This is a genomic window from Pseudomonas mosselii (assembly GCF_019823065.1).
Taxonomy (GTDB): Bacteria; Pseudomonadota; Gammaproteobacteria; order Pseudomonadales; family Pseudomonadaceae; genus Aquipseudomonas; species Aquipseudomonas mosselii.
In genome coordinates, this window is the sequence record NZ_CP081966.1 from 2,693,674 (window position 1) to 2,712,363 (window position 18,690).

Consider the following 18,690-nt stretch of genomic DNA (forward strand, 5'->3'; position numbering starts at 1 on the left):
CTCTCAAATCCGGATGATGAAACGCTTCAGCTTGCGAGCATGCGCCGACCGGCTGAAAATTGCCAGCCTGGCGCAGCCGCTGGCGGTCATTCCTCGAAAGGCGGCGGGAACACCTCGTCGTCCAGCAGCCTCATCGCGCCGATCGACAAGCCATAATCCATGGCCCGCGGGTCGGCGAACGTGCGCAGGCGCCGCCACAGCCGCGGCTGAGTGTAGTCCGGCAAGTCCTGCAGTCCACGCAGTTCACGACGATACTGCAGGGGCAGATCGTTCCAGATAGTCCAGTCGTCGACATCGGTGTCTGCCAGCATCTCTTCATAATCGGCGTCGGCCACCAGCAGATCGATGTTATTTCGCTCGTAGTAGGATTGGATCTGCTGGGTGACGCGTTCGCTGAGTTCGGCGCTCTCCAGCCACAGCGCCTGGGCCGCGATCCGAGACAATTGCAGGTTGTCCGGCAACTGGGTAAAGCGGTTGTCCCGTAGATCGAACACGACGGGGCGCCAATCGTCATCGCTACGGATGCCGGGGGGCCAGTCGGTGAGCTCGCAACTGTTGAGGTTGAGCATGTCCAGCGCATTCTGCCGGCTCAGGTCAGGACTGCGGGCCAGTGGATTGTGCGACAGGTCCAGCAGGCGAAGATTGTCGAGGCGATCCAGAGCAACCTGGTTGGCGTCGTTCCAGAGGATGCTGTTGCCTTGCATATCAAGCCATTCCAATGTGTGTGGCATGGCGACCGCAGGGATCTGCTCGAAGCCGCAGTTTGTCAGGTGCAGGCGTTGCAACTGGGGAAACCGTTCGAGGAACTCTGCGGGCAGTTCGCTCAAGGCGGGGTTCGCGGCCAGGTCGATCCGCTGGATATGGGTGAAGCGGTCAGGCAGCGCCAGCGAGGCGAGGTCATCGTTGGTCAGGCCCAGGTCGGCCAGGTTGATCATGTGGATGAGCTGGCCTTCTTCCTGTGAGTATTCCGATATCCGTTGCCAGTTGCTCATCAGCCTGCGCGCGGCAGCCTGGCGCAGCGGACTCTCACCTGCCCAGGCACGTACCCGGGCACGGAACGCCAGCAGTTGCTGCTCCAGTTCGGTGAGTTGCTGCATGGGATCCAGGCCAGCCTCGAACCATTGACTCAGTTGCTCGTTGACCTGGAAATCGGCGGACTCGGGGTAGAGCGCTCGGTAGCGGCGCCAGAACGTGCCGACATCGATACGCCGAGCGGGTGGCGCAGGCTCGTCCATGCCGCCGCGCAACTGGCCGCGGTTGCCCCAACCTGGCGCTGAGTCTGTCAGTAGACGTCGGACCATGGCAGGGTCCGAGCGGGCCAGGTCGTTGATCTGTTGGCGCAACCCATCGCCATTGGTGCTCGTCAGACCCAGGGCTGCACGGTCGTTGGGAGACAGCGCCTGCACGACCGCACGGCAGAGATCGTGGTCTTGTTGTAGAGGGGCTGGTCGTTCGCCAAGGTAGGCTTCGTAGCCCTCGGCTGACTTGAGCACGGTACAGACACGACTGGTGTCCTGGCCACCGGCGACAAGCAACAGCGGGCCTTGGGGGGACGCGGCCCGCAGTTCCAGGCGCAGTTGCTCCGGCCAACCAGGCAGCTGTGGCATCGCGTTGATGATCAGGCGCTCGCTCAGCAGGCTGGCTTGCTCGGGGAGATACAGCCCCTTCAGGGCGTTCTTCAGGATGCTCTCGTCACGCTGATCGACGCGCCGCAGGCGCTGGCTGCCGTCTTCGAGGGTGACGGGTTCGAGGCTTTCCATCAGTGAACTGCTGGCGAGGCGTGACATGGCCTTGCCGGCCAGATGCAGCCCGCCGATCAGCGCCAGGTTCAGGCCTACCGACCTGAGGTGGGCCATGGCCTGCGCGCGGTCACCGACCTGCCAGGACTCATAACCTTCGTAGGCTTCATCGAGCAGTTGGTAGGCAATCACCGCGGTCATGACCGTGCCCAAGGCGGGGACGAACATGCCGGCAATCATCAGCATGTCGAGACCGGCGCTGGCCCAGAGGGCCTTGCGCGTCTTGAGCGCCTGTTCGTCGGCCTGCGCGGTAGGCACGGCCAGTTGCCGGGCTTCGTGCTTCAGGCGTGCCACGTGGTCGTCGTGGAGGAAGTCGAACAGGTCTGCGGCGATGGGCAGGGGGCGCAAATGCAGGTCGCCACCGGCATTCTGGCGCAGGCGGCTGGCGAACTGGCCCTGCTGCTCGCTTGGCACATAAACCATGAAACCCTGGCGAAACGGCTCCTGCTGCAAGTCGCTGCGCAACTGGCTATGCAGCGCTTCGAGGTTGTCGAAGGCGCGCAGGCTGTCTGTCTGTCCCGGCAGGTACAACACGATGCCTGAAGTACCGGTATCGATCAGGGTCGCCTCGTGCAGGGTGATGCCGAACAGGCTCAGTTGGCTGCAGGGCAATACTTCGCCATTTTCCGGCAAGGTCTGCAGCGCATCCCATCCCGCACCACTGAGGCGGTTGCGGACTCGCGCCAGGTCAGCCGCCAGACGCAGGCTGTCCTGGTGAACGCGCAGCGCCGCCGGGCGCACGCCGGACGCGGCGAAGGCGGTATCGAGGTGATCCTGGTAAGCCTGCCCGAGGTCCAAATCGCGACAGGTTCTGGCGAACACTTCGGGTGTCAGTGCCAGGGGCTTGATGCGGATCTGCTCCGAAGGCAGGTCGATGTCGACTTCGGTCTCGCTGTCGCCCAGGGTCGTCTTGCCCGTGATCACGGTCTGGCTGACATGCCAGTCGCTGTCCAGGGCGAGGGCGCTGTCGCGGCTGAAGGTCACGGTGTCGCTGAAATTGTGCAAGGCGGCTTCGAGCAGGCTGCGGTGTTCGTGGTGGGTGAGGTAGACCTGGAAGCTGTAGAGGTGCTTCACCCAGACCAGTGATGTACTACGCAGTGGCGCACTGAGTCCGTGTTGCGTGCGCAAGCGTTCGGTGAGCAGGGGCTCGGCGAATTCGTTGATGTTCTTTAAACCGCGCAGGTGCCGTGCCATCGCGCGTTGCGCCCGCATCAGGCGTACCTGGCTGGTCTGGACCGCTTCGCGCAGGTGCGGCGCGGCATTGGCGAACCAGGCCGCCTCGGCGCCGGGCAGGCCCTGCGCCGGCAGGATGGCGTCGCTCAGTTGCTGCCAGTGCCCTGCGCTGGCCTCCCGGGCCCAGACGGGCAGCTGGCGTTGCACAAGGGCATGGTGTGAGTGGGGGATATTCGCTGTCATCTGTGGCTCCTTGCAAAGCGCACATCAGAGCAGCCGTGACGGAGCTGCCGGTGGTACATGGTTGTACCGGCAAAACGAACCTCAATATTGGCCGCGCAGCGCCGATAAATGCGTAATCGACTGCCATCGCCTGCCTATGATCACTCCCCAGCACTCTCAAGAACCCACGCCAGCGCCAGTAGGGACGTTGCGCCAATCGCTCAATCGCCTGCTGCCGGTCGGTCTCGCCCTGGTGGGGATCGGCCTCTCGGTCGCCCTGGGGCATCTGGATGCACAGCGCGAGCGCACTGAGCAGCTGGGCAACCTCGCCGCCCGGCTGGCGGGCCTGCGTGGCGCGCTGGAAGCCCAGCTGGGCGCGGCGTTTGGCCAAGCCGAGGGTATCGCCCAGCTGATCACCGCCGATGGCGGCATCAGTGAGGCGCACTTCCACGGCATGGCCCGTGATGCCCTGCGCGCTGTGCCCTACATGCGTCATATCGCCCTGGCCCCGGGGGATGTCATCCGAGATGTTTACCCGATGGCGGGCAACGAGCGGCTGATCGGGCTGGATTACCGCCAGCTGCCGGACCAGTTCCCGCTGGTGCGATCGGCCCGCGACCATGCCCAGCCGGTGCTGGCCGGTCCCCTGCAGCTGTACCAGGGCGGTCGGGCGTTGATCTACCGGCGCCCGGTGTTCGTCACCGGCAAGCGGGGTGTGCGGTTTTATTGGGGCAATGTGTCGATCGTCGCCGATATCGACCGCCTGCTGCTGTCCGCGGGGCTGCGCCTGGACACCGAGTTCGAGCTGGCCGTGCGTGGCAGCGACGGCAAGGGCGCCGAAGGTGCGCTGATCTGGGGCGATCCACGGTTGTTCGAGGCGCCGCAGGTGATGATGACCGTGGCGGTGCCGGGCGGCGCCTGGCAATTGGTGGCCGTGCCTCGGGGCGGCTGGTCGGGGCTGGACCTGTTCGGCTCGCCGCTGTTCCTGTTCGCCCTGAGCTGCACGGGGCTGTTCAGCCTGTTCGTCGCCCAGCTCAACCGCAAGCAGCGGTTGCTCGAACAGCGCAACCGCGAGCTGCAGCGCTACCAGGCCCAGCTCGAGCGCCTGGCCCACTACGACACCATCACCGGGCTGCCTAACCGGATTTTGTTCCAGCAGCAGTTGGGTACGGCGATCCTGCAGGGGCATGGGCTGGCGGTGCTGATGCTCGATATCGACGGCTTCAAGCAGGTCAATGACAGCCTCGGCCATCCGATGGGCGACCTGTTGCTGCAGCAGGCGACCGCGCGCTTCTTGCAGGAGCTGGACAGCCAGTACCGCCTCTGCCGTCTGGGTGGTGACGAGTTCGTGTTCATGCTGCAAGGTGCCCAGGGCCAGGTGAACCACCAGGTCCGTGCCTTGCTGCGCTGCCTGCAGCGGCCGTTCGACCTGAACGGCAATGCCGCCCTGGTCACCGGCAGCATCGGCCTGGCCTGGTGTCCGCAGCATGGCGAGGACGCCGACAGCCTGTTGCGCCATGCCGACACCGCCATGTACGTGGCCAAGGAAGCCGGGCGCGATGCCTGGCGTCCCTATCACCCGGACATGACCGAGCGCCTGCAGCAGCGCCTGGAGCTGGAGCGCAACTTGCGCCGGGCCCTGGAACACAACGAATTCGAGCTGTGGTACCAGCCCAAGGTCGATCTGTTCAGCGGCCAACTGGAGGGCGTCGAGGCCCTGCTGCGCTGGCGTGACCCTGAGCATGGCCTGGTCTCGCCAGGGGAATTCATACCCCTGGCCGAGCGCACCGGGCTGATCATTCCGCTCGGTGAGCGGGTGCTGGAGCTGGCCTGCGCGCAGCTGGCCGAATGGCGTGCCGGCGATGGCCTGCCCGGACCGTTGGCGATCAACGTCGCAGCCCTGCAGATCGAACGCAGCGACTATGTCACCAGCCTGGCCTCGGCACTGGAACGCCATGGCCTGCCGGCCAACCTGCTGGAGGTGGAGATCACCGAGAGCCTGCTGATGGAAAGCCAGCAGCAGGCCTGCGCGGTGCTGGCGCAGTTGCAGGCCATGGGCGTGGCCACGGCGGTGGACGACTTCGGCACGGGCTATTCGTCGCTGGCCTATCTGCGCGCGCTGCCGATCGATCATCTGAAGATCGACCGTGCCTTCATCAAGGATCTGCCCGGGGACGACGACGCGGTGGCCATCGCCAGGGCGATCATCGACCTGGGCCATGCCCTGGGTTTTCGCATCACCGCCGAAGGCATCGAAACCCAGGAGCAATACGATTTCCTGCGCCATGCCGGTTGCGACCAGGGCCAGGGCTTCCTGCTCGGGCGGCCGATGCCGGCCGAGGCGCTGCGCCGCTGGCTGGCCGACAACCACGAACGGCGGCATCGCCCACCGGGGCGTTAGCTTGCTTCGTCTACGCCCAGGCTCGCATACCCCACCCGTGGCACCTGCCCCAGGCGCTGCTCGACCAGTGCCAGCAGCGACTCGCCGCTGGCCAGGTAGGCATCGCCGAAGTCATGCCCGCCCAGCGCGCTGGGGTGGGCCACCAGCTCCAGCACGCCATGCGCGGGGGCCAGGCCGGCCTTGAGGTCGGCCGGGGTGCAGACGAAGTCGGCGGTGCTCCCGGCGAGCTGACGCAGGCGCCAGTTGAGCAGGGTCTTGAACGCACGCTTGGCCGGTCCGATGTTGTGCCCGAGGTTGCGCGCCAAGCGTACCGGCACGCCCTGGTCGCGGGCGAAGCGGGCGACGACGGTGCCCACCGGCCAGATGTTGTGCACGTGCTGGTGCGAGTCCAGGTGACTGGGCATCAGGCCATGGTCCAGGCAGTGTTTCCACTGGGCCTCGAGTTCCGCTTCCACCGCGGCACGTTCCCGGCGCGACAGACGCAGGGTGCGTTGCTTCAGGCGCAGGTCGAACTCGCCGTGGGGCGTGCAGAAGCGTGGCTCGGCAAGGATCGCCTGGCTCAGCGGCCGGCCGTAGGTGAGGTTGAAGTGCAGCCCGATACGCCCCTTGAGCAGTGGCTGCTGGGCCAGCGCGCAGGCGGCGGCAAAGGCTGGCATGTTGGCCATGGCCGTGGCCGAGCTGATCAGCCCGGCCTGGAAGGCGTGCAGGATGACCGCGTTGGTGTGGGCACTGAGGCCGAAATCGTCAGCGTTGACTATGACCTGGGATGGCATCCGGGCGCTCCTGTGGCGGGGTGGGGGCGACAACATCGGCTTCGTAGCGCGGCGAGCGTCTGCGCAGGCGCGGCTTGAGCCAGCGCCAGCAGCGCTGCGCCAGGCCCAGCAGCACGCCGTCGGGCCGCCAGCTGTAGCTGCTCAGGCGCCACTGTTCGAGCTGGCCGGTCATGCGTTCGTGCAGCTGGTGGCTGGAGTTGTCCAGGCTGACCCGCGAGGCGTCGATCCATTTCCAGTCCGCGTCCAGGCCCCAGTGGATCCACTCCTCCAGCAGCACGCGGCCGCTGCCCAAGTCACGGTGTTCGGGCATGAAAGCGAGGTTGTAGTCGTAGACCCGGCCGCGCTCCACCAGGCCCAGGCGGTAGCTGATGCAGCGCCCGTCCAGCTCCAGCAGCACCAGGCAAACCAGGCCTTCGCCAGCCAGCGCGGTGAAGGCTTGGTACATCCACTGGCGGCGCAGGGGGCCGGAGAAGATACCAACCTCGTCGTCGCCTTTCCAGCTTGCGGCCTCGACGGCGCTGATGGCGTCGAGCAGCTCACTCATGTTCTCGGCGCTGGCCGTGACCCGACGCACGCTGGCGCCACAGGCCTTGATCCGTTTGCGTGCGCGGCGCAGTTTGTAGCGCGGGTCGCCGCTGACCTCCTGGCGATCCTGTTCGTTGATGCGGTGCACCGGCACGCGGCAGGTCAGGCGCTGCTGCCAGGTGGAACTGGCACTGGCCCACTGGCGCAGCCAGCCTTCGTGCTCGGCGTTGTCGGGCACCTCGTTCAGTTGCAGCAGGGCATGGGGCAGGTGCTTGCGGATGGCCTGCAGGACTTGGTCGGCGTATAGCGCCGGCAGGTCGATGAGCAGGGCGATACGGTCGTTCAGCGGATAGCCCAGGTGGCGCACCACCGGGGCGAACAGCGGGCCGAAGGGCTCCCGGGCGCGGACCAGGGGCAGGCACAGGCACAGGCGTTGGTCCTGGTAGCCGAGCAGCACGCCGAGCTGCTGGCCGGGCAGCAGGGCGGCCTCGGCGGCGCACAGCCAGCCGAGGTGGTTGAACGGCGTGCTGCCGGGCAGGCGCCTGCGCAGCGCCTCGTAGTCGGCGGCGGGGAAGTCGTCGCTGCGCAGCGAGGCGCACCAGCTGAGCTGCAGGGTCATAAATTCAGCCCGCCGAGGCCGATGAGGCCGGGACCTCAGGCTTGCGCAGCGGTTCCAGGCGCGAGGTGGTGTAGCGGCTCTCGCGGTAGAGCCTCCAGCGGCCGAACAGGCAGTACACGTTCGTGATCCGTTTTTGTTCCTGGTAGCCCATGCGCAGGTGCAGCTTGAGCGCCGGGATGTTGTGCTGTTCGCACACGTCCACCACCTTGGTGCAGCCCTGGGCGGCCATGGCCTTCCACAATGCCAGCTGCAGGTCCACCGACAGTTCGGTGCCCCAGTACTTGCGGATCAGCTCGCCGCCGAACTCGAAGAACTCGCCTGGCCCGACCGGGAACCAGCACCCGTAGTAGTGGCGGTCGTGGTAGTGGCGGTTGCTGCCCCAGATGAACGCCACGGCGTCGTTTTCGTCGTCGAGGAACATCAACCCGGTGTGGCCCTCGGCGGCCAGTTCGCGCATGGTCTCGACCCGGTCGCCGAAATGGCGGGCGAAGGCCTGCACGTTATGCACGGTGATGCTTTCGACGCGCAAGGTGCCGTAGGGCTTGAGCCGGTGCGGCGGTACCGGGCTGTCCAGGTCGCGCTCCATCCACAGCAGTTCCCAATGGTAGAAGACGTAGTGCCGGAAGGCGCTACCGAGGGTGTCACGCAGTCCCTTGCGCTTGATGCGGTCCTGGATCTTGGTAAATGCAGTCATGGTGCCTCCTGGGCATGGCTGAGCGAGATGCGTCTCATGACGCGCTCCAGGTCAGGGCGAACACGGTCTGCCCTGGCAGTTGAAAACGGACCTGGCCATCGGCGCAGCTGAAGCTGGCGCGGCGGCTCTGGTTGTCGGGGCCGAACAGTTCGAGCTGGCCGGATGGGCAGTCGCCCAAGGTGAGCGCCACCTGTTGCAGGCGCTCGGCTTTGTTCACTCCCAACAGGCTGCGCTGGTGCTGACGGGCCATGGCCAGGGCGTCGACCTCGAAAGCGTCGTTGTCCAGGGCCAGCACCTGGTCCAGCCAGTGGCGTTGGATGAACTGCTGGGCCAGGCCCACCGGCTTGAGTTCGTAGCGCTGGTCGCCGGCATCGCGCAGCATGCCCTTGGGCCATTCGGGCTCGTCGGCGACATGGAACCAGTTGAGCATGTCGAGCAAGCCATCACCGGCGGCATTGATCACCACCGACGTCCACCACAGGCCGGCGTAGTGGGTGTTCTGCTCGTAGGGGCTAAGGCTCGAGCCGCTGGACAGGTTGGTCTGGTCCAGCAGCAGCGCCTTGCGCGGCCGGCCCTGGCCGTCCAGGCCGACCAGCTCGGCGGCCTGGCGCACGCTGTCACGGTAGCTGCGGGTGGCGAGCAGGTCGCGGACCATCCATTCGTGCCAGGCCAGGGCGTCGATCTGCGCGCCCTGTTCGGCGAGCAGGCGCCGTGCCCAGTCGATGCCACGGCGTTGCTTGCCATCGTCGGTGAAGGGGCCGCCGAGCAGGCGCGAGGAAGCCGGCATGGCGATGCGCACGCCGGCCTCGCGGGCGCCGGGGTATTCGCGCACGCGCCTGACCATGGCCTGGAAGAAGTCGCGGTAGCTGGCGTAGTCGCGATAGTTGAGGTTGGGCTCGTCGGCAAAGGCCAGGTAGTGGGTGCCTTTGCCGCCCAGGGCCTTGGTCGCCTCGAGCCAGGCGTCAAGGCCATCGCTGCTGGTGCGGTCGCTGCGCAGGTCGGCGACCCGGGCGCTGCCGGCCAGCAGGGTGATGTCCTGGAGGATGCCGAAACGTTCCTGGTAGAGCTTGCGCCAGGTGTTCTCGAAATCGGGTTGCCGTTGCAGCACGTCGACGAAGCTGTAGAAACCGGCGGCCTGGGGGCGCAGGGCATCCAGGGCGGCAAAGCTCGAGGCCGGCGGCAGCACATAAGGCAGGGCCACCCCTAGCCTCGGCGTGGGGCCGAGTACTTTGCTGCCCAGGGCCAGGCGCACCTGGCCTGGTTGCTGGGGCAGGTCGCCCAGGTCGTCAGTACGCTGGGCGAACAGATTGGTGGTGCCGTCGAGCCAGAATGCCGCCTTGCCGCTGCCCTGCAGGCCCAGGCGCCAGGTCTCGTCGCGGGTACTGACCGGCAGTGGCAACTGGTCGAAGCGCCAGTAGGCACGGTAGGGCTTGAGCGGCAACTGCACGCGGCGGCCGTCGCCGAGGCGTTCGGCGAACAGCCCGTGGACGCCGCCATGGTGCTTGCCGGCCAGCACCGCCCGTTCGCCGGCCTTGACCCGGAAGTACAGCTCGACACCCGGCCCGACCTCGGCGCTGAAGTGCACCTTGGACGGAGCGAACAGTGCACGGGTGCTGGCGTCGTGCTGTATACGGTAGTCGCGAAAGCTGTAGCCGGGCACTTCCAGGCGATAGGCGCCGCCAGCCGGTGTCAGCGGCCAGCGCTGCTCGCCGCGCACCTGCGTGGCGTCAATGCGCCGCTCGCCGGCCAGCCGGCCCTGTCCATCCAGCAGGTACAGGCGCTCCGGGTTGGCGTCGGCCTGCCAGGCCGGACGCCACTGGATGCGCAGCTCGTCGGCGCGGGCCGGCAGCAGGTACAGGCTGCCATCGCGGATCTCGCCCCATTGCACGGGCGCGGCGAGCGCTGTCTGCGCCAACAGCGTGGAGCACAGCAGCAGGGCTTTCATGCCGCCCTCCGTTGCAGCATCTGGCGCAGCGGCGCCAGGTCGGCGGGCAGGATGATCAGGGTCTGGCCCAGCGGCACGCCGCTGAGGCGGCAATACAGCACCAGCATGGCCACGGTGACTGCCAGGTAGGCAATGGATGAGGCCGCCGCCGCGCCGACGATCCCCCAGGTCGGAATCAGCGCCACGTTGAGCACCAGGTTCAGCGCGGCGCCCGCGCCCATCAGCAGCGACACCGTGCCGGGACGGTTCTTGCCCAGCAGGTCCAGGCGCAGGATGCTGGCGTAGCACAGGCCGAGCAGGCCCGGCAGCAAGGCCAGCAGCGCCGGATAGGCCGGCGCATAGTCAGCGCCGAACAGGGTGACGATCAGCCACTGGCCGATCAGCGCCATGCTCAGGCAGGCGCCGAGCATCACCGTGGCCGTGAGGCGCAGCGCCAGGGGGGTCAGGCGCTCCATGCCGGCGTCCTGCTGCAGCAGGCGCTTCATCAGCGGCGTGGTCACCGCCTCGGGGACGATCAGCAGCAGTTCGGCGGCGGCGCTGGCCATGGCGTAGTGGCCCAGGGCGGTGCTGCCGAGCATGGCGCCGATGAACAGGTAGTCCGAGCGCAGGATCACCTGCTGGAACAATAGGTCGGGGTGGCTCTTGGCGCTGTAGCTCAGCAGCTCGCGCTGCCCGCCGCGATCCCAGCGCAGGGCCAGCGGGTGCTGGCGGCGCAGCCACCACAGGCCCAGCACCAGCACCAGGGCGATGCCGCACAGCCAACTGATCAGCGCGGCTTCCAGGGCCTCGTCGCGCCACATCCAGAACAGCCCGAGAAACAGCAGCAGCGGCGCCAGCGATTCGGTCAGGCGCAGGGCGTTGAAGGCGCCGACACCGCCGCTGGCGTTGTGCAGGGTCAGCAGACCGCTCTTGAGCACGGTCATCGGCACCGCCAGCAGCAACAGCCAGGCCAGCAGGCCCAATTGCACGGTAATTTCCAGATTGGTGCCCAATTCGCGGACCAGGAACACGCAGACCAGGGTCAACAACCCGGCCAGCAGGCAACCGTAGACCAGCACCTGGGTCAGCAGCAGGCCCATGTCGCGCTGCTTGGCCGCCTGGTAGCCCACCGCGCTGTTCAGGCCGCCGCTGGTGGCGGCGCTGATCAGGTCGGGCAGGGTGCTGAGCAGGGCGAACAGGCCGCGCTCGCTGGGCCCGAGGATGCGCGCCAGCAGCACGTTGCGCAGCAGGCGCAGAGCGATCATCGCAAGCTTGGTGCCCATGCTCAGCGCCAGGTGGCACAGGTAGCTGTTGCGGTTCATCAGCGTTCTCCGCGGCTGATGCGCCAGGCCAGCAGCGAAGGACGGCTGGCATTGCGCTGGCTCACGCCGATGCGCGGCAGCGCCAGCGGGTCGTCGTGGCCCTGGCAGATGCCCGGGCGGGTGCTCAGGGCGTAGGGGTAGCGGTGCGCGGCGACCCGCGCGCGCACGCGTTCGTCATGGTCGCCATTGGGGTAGCAGTACACCGGCAGCGGTTCGCGGCAGCCTTCGTTGAGCGCGGCGTGGCTGCGTTGCAGCTCTTCGTTGAGGCGGTGATCGTCCAGGTAGGGCAGCAGGGCATGGCTGGCGCCGTGGGGGCCGAAACGCACCAGGCCGGAGTCCTCCAGGGCGCGCACCTGCTGCCAGTCCATGGCCTGGGGCAGCGACTCCGGCGGGCAGGCGTCGGTCAGCACATGCAGGGCCTGGGGGCTGAGGCTCTTGAGGGTCTGCAGGTAGCGCGCCAGCACCAGGCTGCGGGCCTTGCTGTGTTCGTGCATGAAGTAGGCCGCCGGCAATGGCCGGCCAAGCTTGCGCAGGCGTTCGATCAGTTGCCGGCGGGCGTCCTCGCCATGGCTGCCCCAAAGGGTCTCGCCGACGCTCTCCCACCAGAAGCGCTGGCGGCTGCCGATGTAGTCGGTGGACAGGAAGATGCTCGCCGGCACCTGGTGGCGCTGCAGCAACGGGAAGGCGTTGACGGCATTGTCGCGCCAGCCGTCGTCGAAGGTCAGGGCCACCTTGGGGCGGGTATCGCCGCGGGGCTGCTCGTGGCTCTTGAGCAGGTCCATGAGGCTGACGCAGTCGAAATGGCGGTGCAGCCAGCGCAGCAGCCCTTCGAAGGCCCGGGGGCCAACGCACAGCTCGTTGCGATGGGGCAGGGCGGCGCTGGCGTCATCGGCCAGCACCCGGTGCAGCATGAGGATCACCCCGGCGCCGCGCAGCTCGGCGCGCCCGCGCGGCGACTTGAAATAGAACCAGCCACTGGCCTGCTTGATTTGAGTCTTGATCGGCATGTCCGTCGCTCATCGATTCTGGTCGGGGTTCCATTGGCTGTAGCTGTGCCCGCGCAGGAACTGCCACAGGCCCACGCTCATGCCGGCGAGGGTGACCAGCACGAAGGCGGCCAGGCGGAACGGGCGTGGCAACCGGCGGCGGGCGTCGAGCAGGCCGGCGATGGCGGCGGCATAGCCGAGCAGCTGCAGGGCCAGGGTCAGGCGGTAGAAACCGGGTTCGATGGCCAGCCACAGGTTGGCCAAGAGCAGCGGCAACAGCAGTACCGGGGCCAGGCGGCGGACCAGCTTGTGGCTGATCAGCGCGATGGCGTACAGGCCGTGGCGAGCCGGATTGAGCAGTTCGCGGCGCGCGGCCAGGCTCAACAGGCCACCGACGGTGACCCGCTGGCGGCGACGGAACTGCTTGTCGGCCTCGTCCACGCCCTGGTCCAGTACCACCGCCTCGGGCACGTAGACGATGCGCAACCCCGCGGCCGGGGCGCAGGTGCTGATGAAAAAGTCGTCGTTGACCTGCTTGGGAATCGGTTGATACAGCGTCCGGCGCAAGGCCAGCAGGGCACCGTCGGCCGAGACCATGCAGCCGGTGCGGTTCTCCACCTTGCGCACCCAGGCTTCGTAGTGGCGGTACAGGCTGTCGCCGATGCTCAGGCCCTTGCCCGGGTCGGGGATGATCATGTGCCCGGCGGTACCGCCGACCTGCGCGTCGGCGAACGGCGCCAGCAGCAGGCCGAGGGTGTCGGTCGACCATTGGTTGTCGGCGTCGGTGAACACCAGCAGGTCGCCCGTGCACACCTGCACCGCACTGTTCAGCGCTCCGGCCTTGCCCAGCCGCGGCAGGTCCAGCACCTGCACCCGTGAGTCGCCCAGGGCCCGGGCCAGCGCCACGGTGCGGTCGCTGGAGCCGTCGCTGGCCACCACTACCTGCAGTTCGGCGGCCGGGTAGTCCTGGCCGAGCACGCTGGCGAGCTTGGCTTCGATATGCCGCTCTTCGTTGTGCGCGGCGATCACCACGCTCACCCGCTGCGCCGGCAACGGCGAATGCGTGCGCCGGGCGAAGAACGGCGCGGCCAGCGTCAGCAGCAACGGATAGCCGAACCAGGCATACAACGGCAGCAACAGGCATAGCCAGAAGATGAACTCAGCCACGGGCGGGCCTCCTTGCGGTGCGGTTGAACAGGCTGAGGATGAACGCCGCGCCGGCCAGGTGCAGGCGCAGCCAGTGCAAGCCCCAGAGTTGCAAGGTGAGCAGCGGGTCATGGTGCCGGCGGCTCTGGCGCAGGCTCAGGAACAGCGCGGGCAGTGCGCTGACCAGCAGGAAGAACAGGGCCACATGGGGGAAACCGTCGAGCAGGGCCGACAGGGCTATGGCATCCAGTACCCAGGCCCCCACCGAAAGCAGCGGGAAGCGCAGCAGGCGCAGGCTGACGCCATGGCTGCGCAGCAGTTGCAGGTGGCTGCCCTGGCGCCACATTTCCTTGCCCAGCCATTCACGCCAGTTGGCCTCGTAGCCCCAGTGCAGCACCGCGGGCTGGCGCAGTACGCGCAGGCGCGCGCCGGATTCATGCAGGCGCAGGGTGAAATCCTTGTCTTCGCCAGTGCGCAGGCGCTCGTCGAAACCGCCGACCTGGTCGAACCAGCTGCGGCGCATCAGCAGGTTGGGGGTGGGCAGCCAGGTGCAGTCCTGCACCGTCTGCCCGGTGCGCAGGGTACGCCGTTGCCAGGCCTGGGCGAACCACGGGGCTTGGCGCGGGGTGTCGCAGTCCAGGGCGAAGACATCGCCTTCGCCGCGGCGCTGCAGGTCCAGCAGCAGGTCGAGCCAGTGCTCGGGCACCTCGATGTCGGCGTCGAGGAAGGCCAGCCATTCGCCGTGGCTGGCGGCTACGCCGGCGTTGCGCAGGGCGCCGATGGCCACACCGGGCAGGCTCAGCACCTGGGCACCGTGCTCGCGGGCGATCCGCGGGCCGTCGTCACTGGAGCCGTTGTCCACCACGATCAGCTCGCAGGCCAGGCCCGCCGCGCTGGCCGAGCGCCGGGCGGCATCCAGGGTGCGGCCGATATGGCGGGCCTCGTTGAACATCGGGATGACGATGCTCACCCGGCTCATCGGGCCACCTCCACCGGCTGTTGTTCACGGGCCTGGCCCAGCAGCACGCTGGACAGCGCCAACATCAGCCACAGGTACTTGTGGCTGGGGGCGCTGAGGAACATCAGGAACAGGCCGATGGCCAGCATGCTCATGGTCAGGTGGGTCATCAGGTCGGCGCGGTCTGGGTCGCCGGCGGCGCGGAAGGCGGCGCGGGCCCGCCAGAAGTTGCGCAAGGCCAGGGCGATCATGCCGACGAACAGCAGGCCCGCCGGCAGGCCGACCTCGCTGAACAGCTCCAGGTAGGTGTTGTGGGCGCGGCGGTAGAGGTCGGTGGTCTTGCTGTTGACCGGGGCGAAGGCCTTGGAGAAGCCGGTGTCGGCGTAATGCAGCGGGAAGGTGCCGGGCCCGGTGCCGAGCAGCGGGCTGTGGCTGATCATTTCCTTGCCCACCACCAGGTAGGAGGCGCGCCGACCCAGCGATTCGTCCTGGTGCGCGTTGACCCCCGACTTGAGCAGCATCAGCGACTGAATGCGGTCGGCGTAGCCTGCCGGCATCAGTGCCACGCCCAGGGGCAGGACGATGGCCAGGCCGAGCATGGCGAAGCCCAGGTGGCGCGGACGGATGCAGGTCAGTTGTTCACGGTAGTTGTACAGCATCATGCCCAGGCTGATCAGCAGCACCACCAGCCCCGAGCGCGATTCGGTCTTGGTCATGCCCACCAGCAGCAACAGGCAGCAGCCGGCCCAGAACAGCTTGACCGGGATCTGCCGGGCCTTGATCGCCAGCCACAACCCCAGCGGCATGGCGATGGTGATCAGCAGGGCGAAGGCGTTGGGATCGAGCATGGCCGAGGCGCGGCCCTGCTCCTGGTACTTGGTGGAGAAGATCGCGAACAGGCAGGTCACGCACACGCTGACGGTGATCAGCCGGGCCAGCATCGGCAGGTTGAGGTCGCGGCCGACCAGCAGGGTGATGACGAACACCACCAGGCCCACCAGCAGCTCGCGCAGGTGTCCGCCCGACAGGGCCAGGTCGTCGCTGGTCCACAGGCTCAGCAGGTACAGGGCCATGAACGGCAGCAGCAGGCGCCACTGGTTGCTGCGCAGGCGCTCGCCGGGCAACTGGCGCACCGCCAGTTGCAGGCTGAGGATCAGCACCAGGCCGATGCCCACCAGCTTGGCGCCGGACACCAGGCCGTCCTTGAGCAGGCCCTCCAGCGGCACCAGGGTGGCGATCACCAGCAGGCCCCAGGCGGGCTTGCGGTACAGCACCAGCACGCCGGCCAGGCCGATCACGCCGCCGGGGGCCAGGAACGGGTAGGGGCTGGCCAGCAGCCCCAGGCTCAGCAGGGCCACCAGGGCCACCAGCGACAGGGGAATGATCATGCGACAACCTCCTCGGCCGTGCCCCGGTACACCAGGGCCCAGCGTTGTGCCAGGGTCGGCAGGTGGTAGCGTTCGCGTTGCGTGCGGCGGGCGCCGGCGACCAGCTCGGTGGCCTGCGCAGGATCCTGCAGCAGGGCCTCGAGGTGCGCGCCGAGCTCGGTGCTGGCCATGGGCGCGGCCAGCAGGCCGTTGCGACCGTGCTCGATGACATCGGGGATGCCGCCGACGCCGAAGGCCACCACCGGCACGCCATCCTGCATGGCCTCGAGCAGGATCATCGGCGTGCCTTCGGTGCGCGAGCTGATGACCAGGGCGTCCAGGCGCTTCATCCAGGCGCGCATGTCGCGCTGGAAGCCCGGCAGGGTGATGCGCGCGGTGAGGCCGGCGGCGTCGATGCGGGCCTGCAGGGTGTCGCGCTCGGGGCCTTCGCCGAGCATCACGGCATGGACCTGTGGGTGGCGCTGGCACACCGGGATCAGAGTGTCGAGGAACAGGTCGGGGCCTTTTTCGCTCGACAGGCGGCCGACATAGGCGGCGAGCCAGGGTTTTCTATCGCCTTGGCGAGGAGCAGACGTGGGAGCAGGCTTGCCCCGCGATTCACTGTTGTGTTCGGCATCGCCATCGCGGGGCAAGCCCGCTCCCACGCCTGCGGTCAGGTCAACCTCCTGGTGCTCGGGCAACCCGTTGGGAATCACCCGCAACTTGGCCTCGGGTACGCCGGCATCGCGATGGATGCGGGCGATGCTCTCGGCCACGCACACCACCGTGTCCACCGTCGGCGTGCGGCACAGTTGCAGGCTTAGCCAGGTATAGAAGCGCTGCTTGCGGCTGCGCGGGGTGAAACCATGCTGGGTACTGACCATCGGCAGGCGCCACAGGGTGGCGCCGATCCAGCCGAACAGCTGGCCCTTGAAGTTGTGGCTGTTCACCAACGGACGTTGCCCGCGCTGCGCGCCGAGTACCTTGAGCACCGCCCCCAGCCCCTGGCAGGTGTCGCACTCGACACCGGCTTCGCGAAAGCGCGCCACCAGCTCTGCCGGGGCATCGAGAAACAGCACCCGATGCTGGCCGGGAGTGGCCTGGCAGTGGTCCAGGAGCATGCGCTCGGCGCCGTAGAATCCGCCACTGCCGAGCAGGTGCAGGATCGGCCGGCCGGCGTGCAGCGCGGCGTTCAATTGCGCACCCAGTGCCACAGGCGTGGCAGCGACCAGCTTTTGTGCGGGTTGGGCAGCGCCGGGGCCTGGTCGTTGATCACCAGCAGCACCGGCAGGCCCAGCTCGTGGCTGATCTGCGCCGGATGCTTGAAGCGGTGGTCGAAGAACTCCCTGACGTAGACCACGGCGATCGCCAGCAGCAGGCCGGTGATCAGGCCGAACGGAATGATCAGGCCAGGTTTCGGGAAGCTTGCCGCGGTAGGTTCATAGGGGGCGCTGAGGATCCGCGCGTTGGACTGGCTGCCGTCGAGCAGGCCCTGGCCACGGCTTTCCTCGTAACGCTGGGCGTAGGTGGAGAAGGCCTTGTGCAGGGCATCGATCTCGGTATCCAGCTGGCGGGTCTTGCTCTGGGTCTCGCGCAGCTGGAGGATGCGCTTGCTGTAGTCGGCGATGCGCTGGGTCTTCTGCTCGATCACCTGCTGGGTCACCGCCAGGTCCTGCTGGCGCTCACGGATGCGGTTCTCGACGATCTTGAGGAACTGCGCGCGCAACTGGGCGATCTGCTGGCGGGCCATGACCATCTGGTCGGAGCCCGGCTGGAACACCGTGGCGTCGCCGTTGTAGCGGGCCAACTGAGTGGTCAGTTGCTCACCGAGTTGCTTGATCTCGCGGTCCTCGAAGGCGATGTTGTCGACCGTGGTGGTGAAGGTGTAGGGGAAGGCGTAGTCGGCCATCTTCGCCTTGTTGGCCGCGGCCAGGCTGCTTTGCAGGTAGTCGAGCCACTTCTGGTTCTGCAACTGGCGGTCACGTTGCAGGTTGAGCGCCTGCTCCTCGGTGTTGATGGCATTGAGGCGGAAGGTGATCTCTTCCTTGGGGTCCGACGAGCCGATGGCGGTCAGCAGCCCCAGGCGCTGGCTTTCCAGGTCGCCCAGCCGTGCCTGGTAGTGCAGTTTCTTCTGCTCGTAGAACGCTTCGGGCAATTCGTTGGACTGCAGGTCCTGGCGGTTGGTCAGGAAGTTTTCCAGCAGGCGGCTGACGAACAGCGTGCCCAGCTTCGGATCGTTGGCGCCGTAGGTGATGGAGATCACGTTGGAGCCGGGCAGGGTCTCGACCTTGAGGTCCTTGACCGCCTGGTCGGTGAGGGTGTCGAGCTGGGTGTCGCGGTCATCGGCGACGGTGTTGCCGAACAGCCGGTGCAGCGGGTCGAGCACCGCGTGGCGCAGCGGGTCGAGCACGGTACGGCGCAGCAGGCCGGGCTCGTCCGGGTAATGGCCTTCCTTGCGCAGCTCGCCGATGGTCTGGCGGATCAGGGTCGGCGAGCGCAGGATGTTGCTCTCGGTCTCCATGTCGGCCAGCGACGGCGGGATGAACTGATCGGCCTGCTGGCTGAGCGCCGAGGTGGTGTCGCTCTGCGAAAGCTTCTTGGACTGCACGATGACTTCGGCGGTGATGTCGTAGCTCTGCTTGAGCACCAGCGGCAACAGCACGGCGATCACCGCGAACACCAGGAACACCCGTTTCACCAACTGGCGGTTGGCAAAGAAGATGCGGAAGAACTCATGCACATAGTTTTCTTTGGGTTGCGTGGTCATGGTCCGTCCCCCGG

General features: G+C 67.4%; 13 protein-coding genes. 1 reads left to right on the forward strand and 12 read right to left on the reverse strand.

The features are described from left to right. Positions 1–86: 86 nt before the first annotated feature. Positions 87–3,215, reverse strand: a complete 3,129-nt coding sequence (locus K5H97_RS12530; RefSeq protein ID WP_028689462.1) for a dermonecrotic toxin domain-containing protein — start codon at positions 3,213–3,215, stop codon at positions 87–89. Between the two features lie 136 nt (positions 3,216–3,351). On the opposite strand from K5H97_RS12530, the gene K5H97_RS12535 reads away from it, so the two are divergent. Then, positions 3,352–5,595: a putative bifunctional diguanylate cyclase/phosphodiesterase gene (locus K5H97_RS12535; RefSeq protein ID WP_028689463.1), complete on the forward strand. Its 2,244-nt coding sequence runs from the start codon at positions 3,352–3,354 to the stop codon at positions 5,593–5,595. On the opposite strand, the gene K5H97_RS12540 is transcribed toward K5H97_RS12535, so the two are convergent. From K5H97_RS12540 to K5H97_RS12590, 11 genes are read right to left on the reverse strand one after another with little or no spacing between them, the layout of a single operon-like run. After that, entirely contained in the window at positions 5,592–6,368 is a 777-nt protein-coding gene (locus tag K5H97_RS12540; RefSeq protein WP_028689464.1) for a ChbG/HpnK family deacetylase, read from the reverse strand. The genes K5H97_RS12535 and K5H97_RS12540 overlap by 4 nt on opposite strands. Then, entirely contained in the window at positions 6,340–7,512 is a 1,173-nt protein-coding gene (locus K5H97_RS12545) for a GNAT family N-acetyltransferase (RefSeq protein WP_028689465.1), read from the reverse strand. Before K5H97_RS12545 ends, K5H97_RS12540 begins: the two co-directional genes overlap by 29 nt. A gap of 4 nt (positions 7,513–7,516) precedes the next feature. Further along, positions 7,517–8,206, reverse strand: coding sequence for a GNAT family N-acetyltransferase (locus tag K5H97_RS12550; protein WP_028689466.1), 690 nt, complete (start codon positions 8,204–8,206; stop codon positions 7,517–7,519). Positions 8,207–8,240: 34 nt separating this feature from the next. Continuing rightward, positions 8,241–10,151 (reverse strand): hypothetical protein, encoded by a 1,911-nt coding sequence (locus tag K5H97_RS12555; RefSeq protein WP_028689467.1) that lies wholly within the window; start codon positions 10,149–10,151, stop codon positions 8,241–8,243. Next, on the reverse strand, positions 10,148–11,452 hold the full coding sequence (locus tag K5H97_RS12560; RefSeq protein WP_028689468.1) for an oligosaccharide flippase family protein: 1,305 nt from the start codon (positions 11,450–11,452) through the stop codon (positions 10,148–10,150). The genes K5H97_RS12555 and K5H97_RS12560 overlap by 4 nt, the downstream gene beginning before the upstream one ends. After that, positions 11,452–12,459, reverse strand: coding sequence for a polysaccharide deacetylase family protein (locus K5H97_RS12565; protein ID WP_028689469.1), 1,008 nt, complete (start codon positions 12,457–12,459; stop codon positions 11,452–11,454). The genes K5H97_RS12560 and K5H97_RS12565 overlap by 1 nt, the downstream gene beginning before the upstream one ends. Positions 12,460–12,468: 9 nt before the next feature. After that, on the reverse strand, positions 12,469–13,605 hold the full coding sequence (locus tag K5H97_RS12570; protein WP_028689470.1) for a glycosyltransferase family 2 protein: 1,137 nt from the start codon (positions 13,603–13,605) through the stop codon (positions 12,469–12,471). Beyond that, the gene (locus K5H97_RS12575) at positions 13,598–14,563 is read right to left on the reverse strand and encodes a glycosyltransferase (RefSeq protein ID WP_028689471.1); all 966 of its coding nucleotides are present in this window, start codon (positions 14,561–14,563) and stop codon (positions 13,598–13,600) included. Before K5H97_RS12575 ends, K5H97_RS12570 begins: the two co-directional genes overlap by 8 nt. Next, a complete protein-coding gene (locus tag K5H97_RS12580; RefSeq protein WP_028689472.1) occupies positions 14,560–15,930 on the reverse strand; it encodes an O-antigen ligase family protein in 1,371 nt (456 codons plus the stop codon). The genes K5H97_RS12575 and K5H97_RS12580 overlap by 4 nt, the downstream gene beginning before the upstream one ends. After that, on the reverse strand, positions 15,927–17,105 hold the full coding sequence (locus tag K5H97_RS12585; RefSeq protein ID WP_028689473.1) for a glycosyltransferase family 4 protein: 1,179 nt from the start codon (positions 17,103–17,105) through the stop codon (positions 15,927–15,929). The genes K5H97_RS12580 and K5H97_RS12585 overlap by 4 nt, the downstream gene beginning before the upstream one ends. Then, complete coding sequence (locus K5H97_RS12590) at positions 17,102–18,676, reverse strand: GumC family protein (protein WP_028689474.1); 1,575 nt, start codon at positions 18,674–18,676, stop codon at positions 17,102–17,104. The genes K5H97_RS12585 and K5H97_RS12590 overlap by 4 nt, the downstream gene beginning before the upstream one ends. Positions 18,677–18,690: the final 14 nt, after the last annotated feature.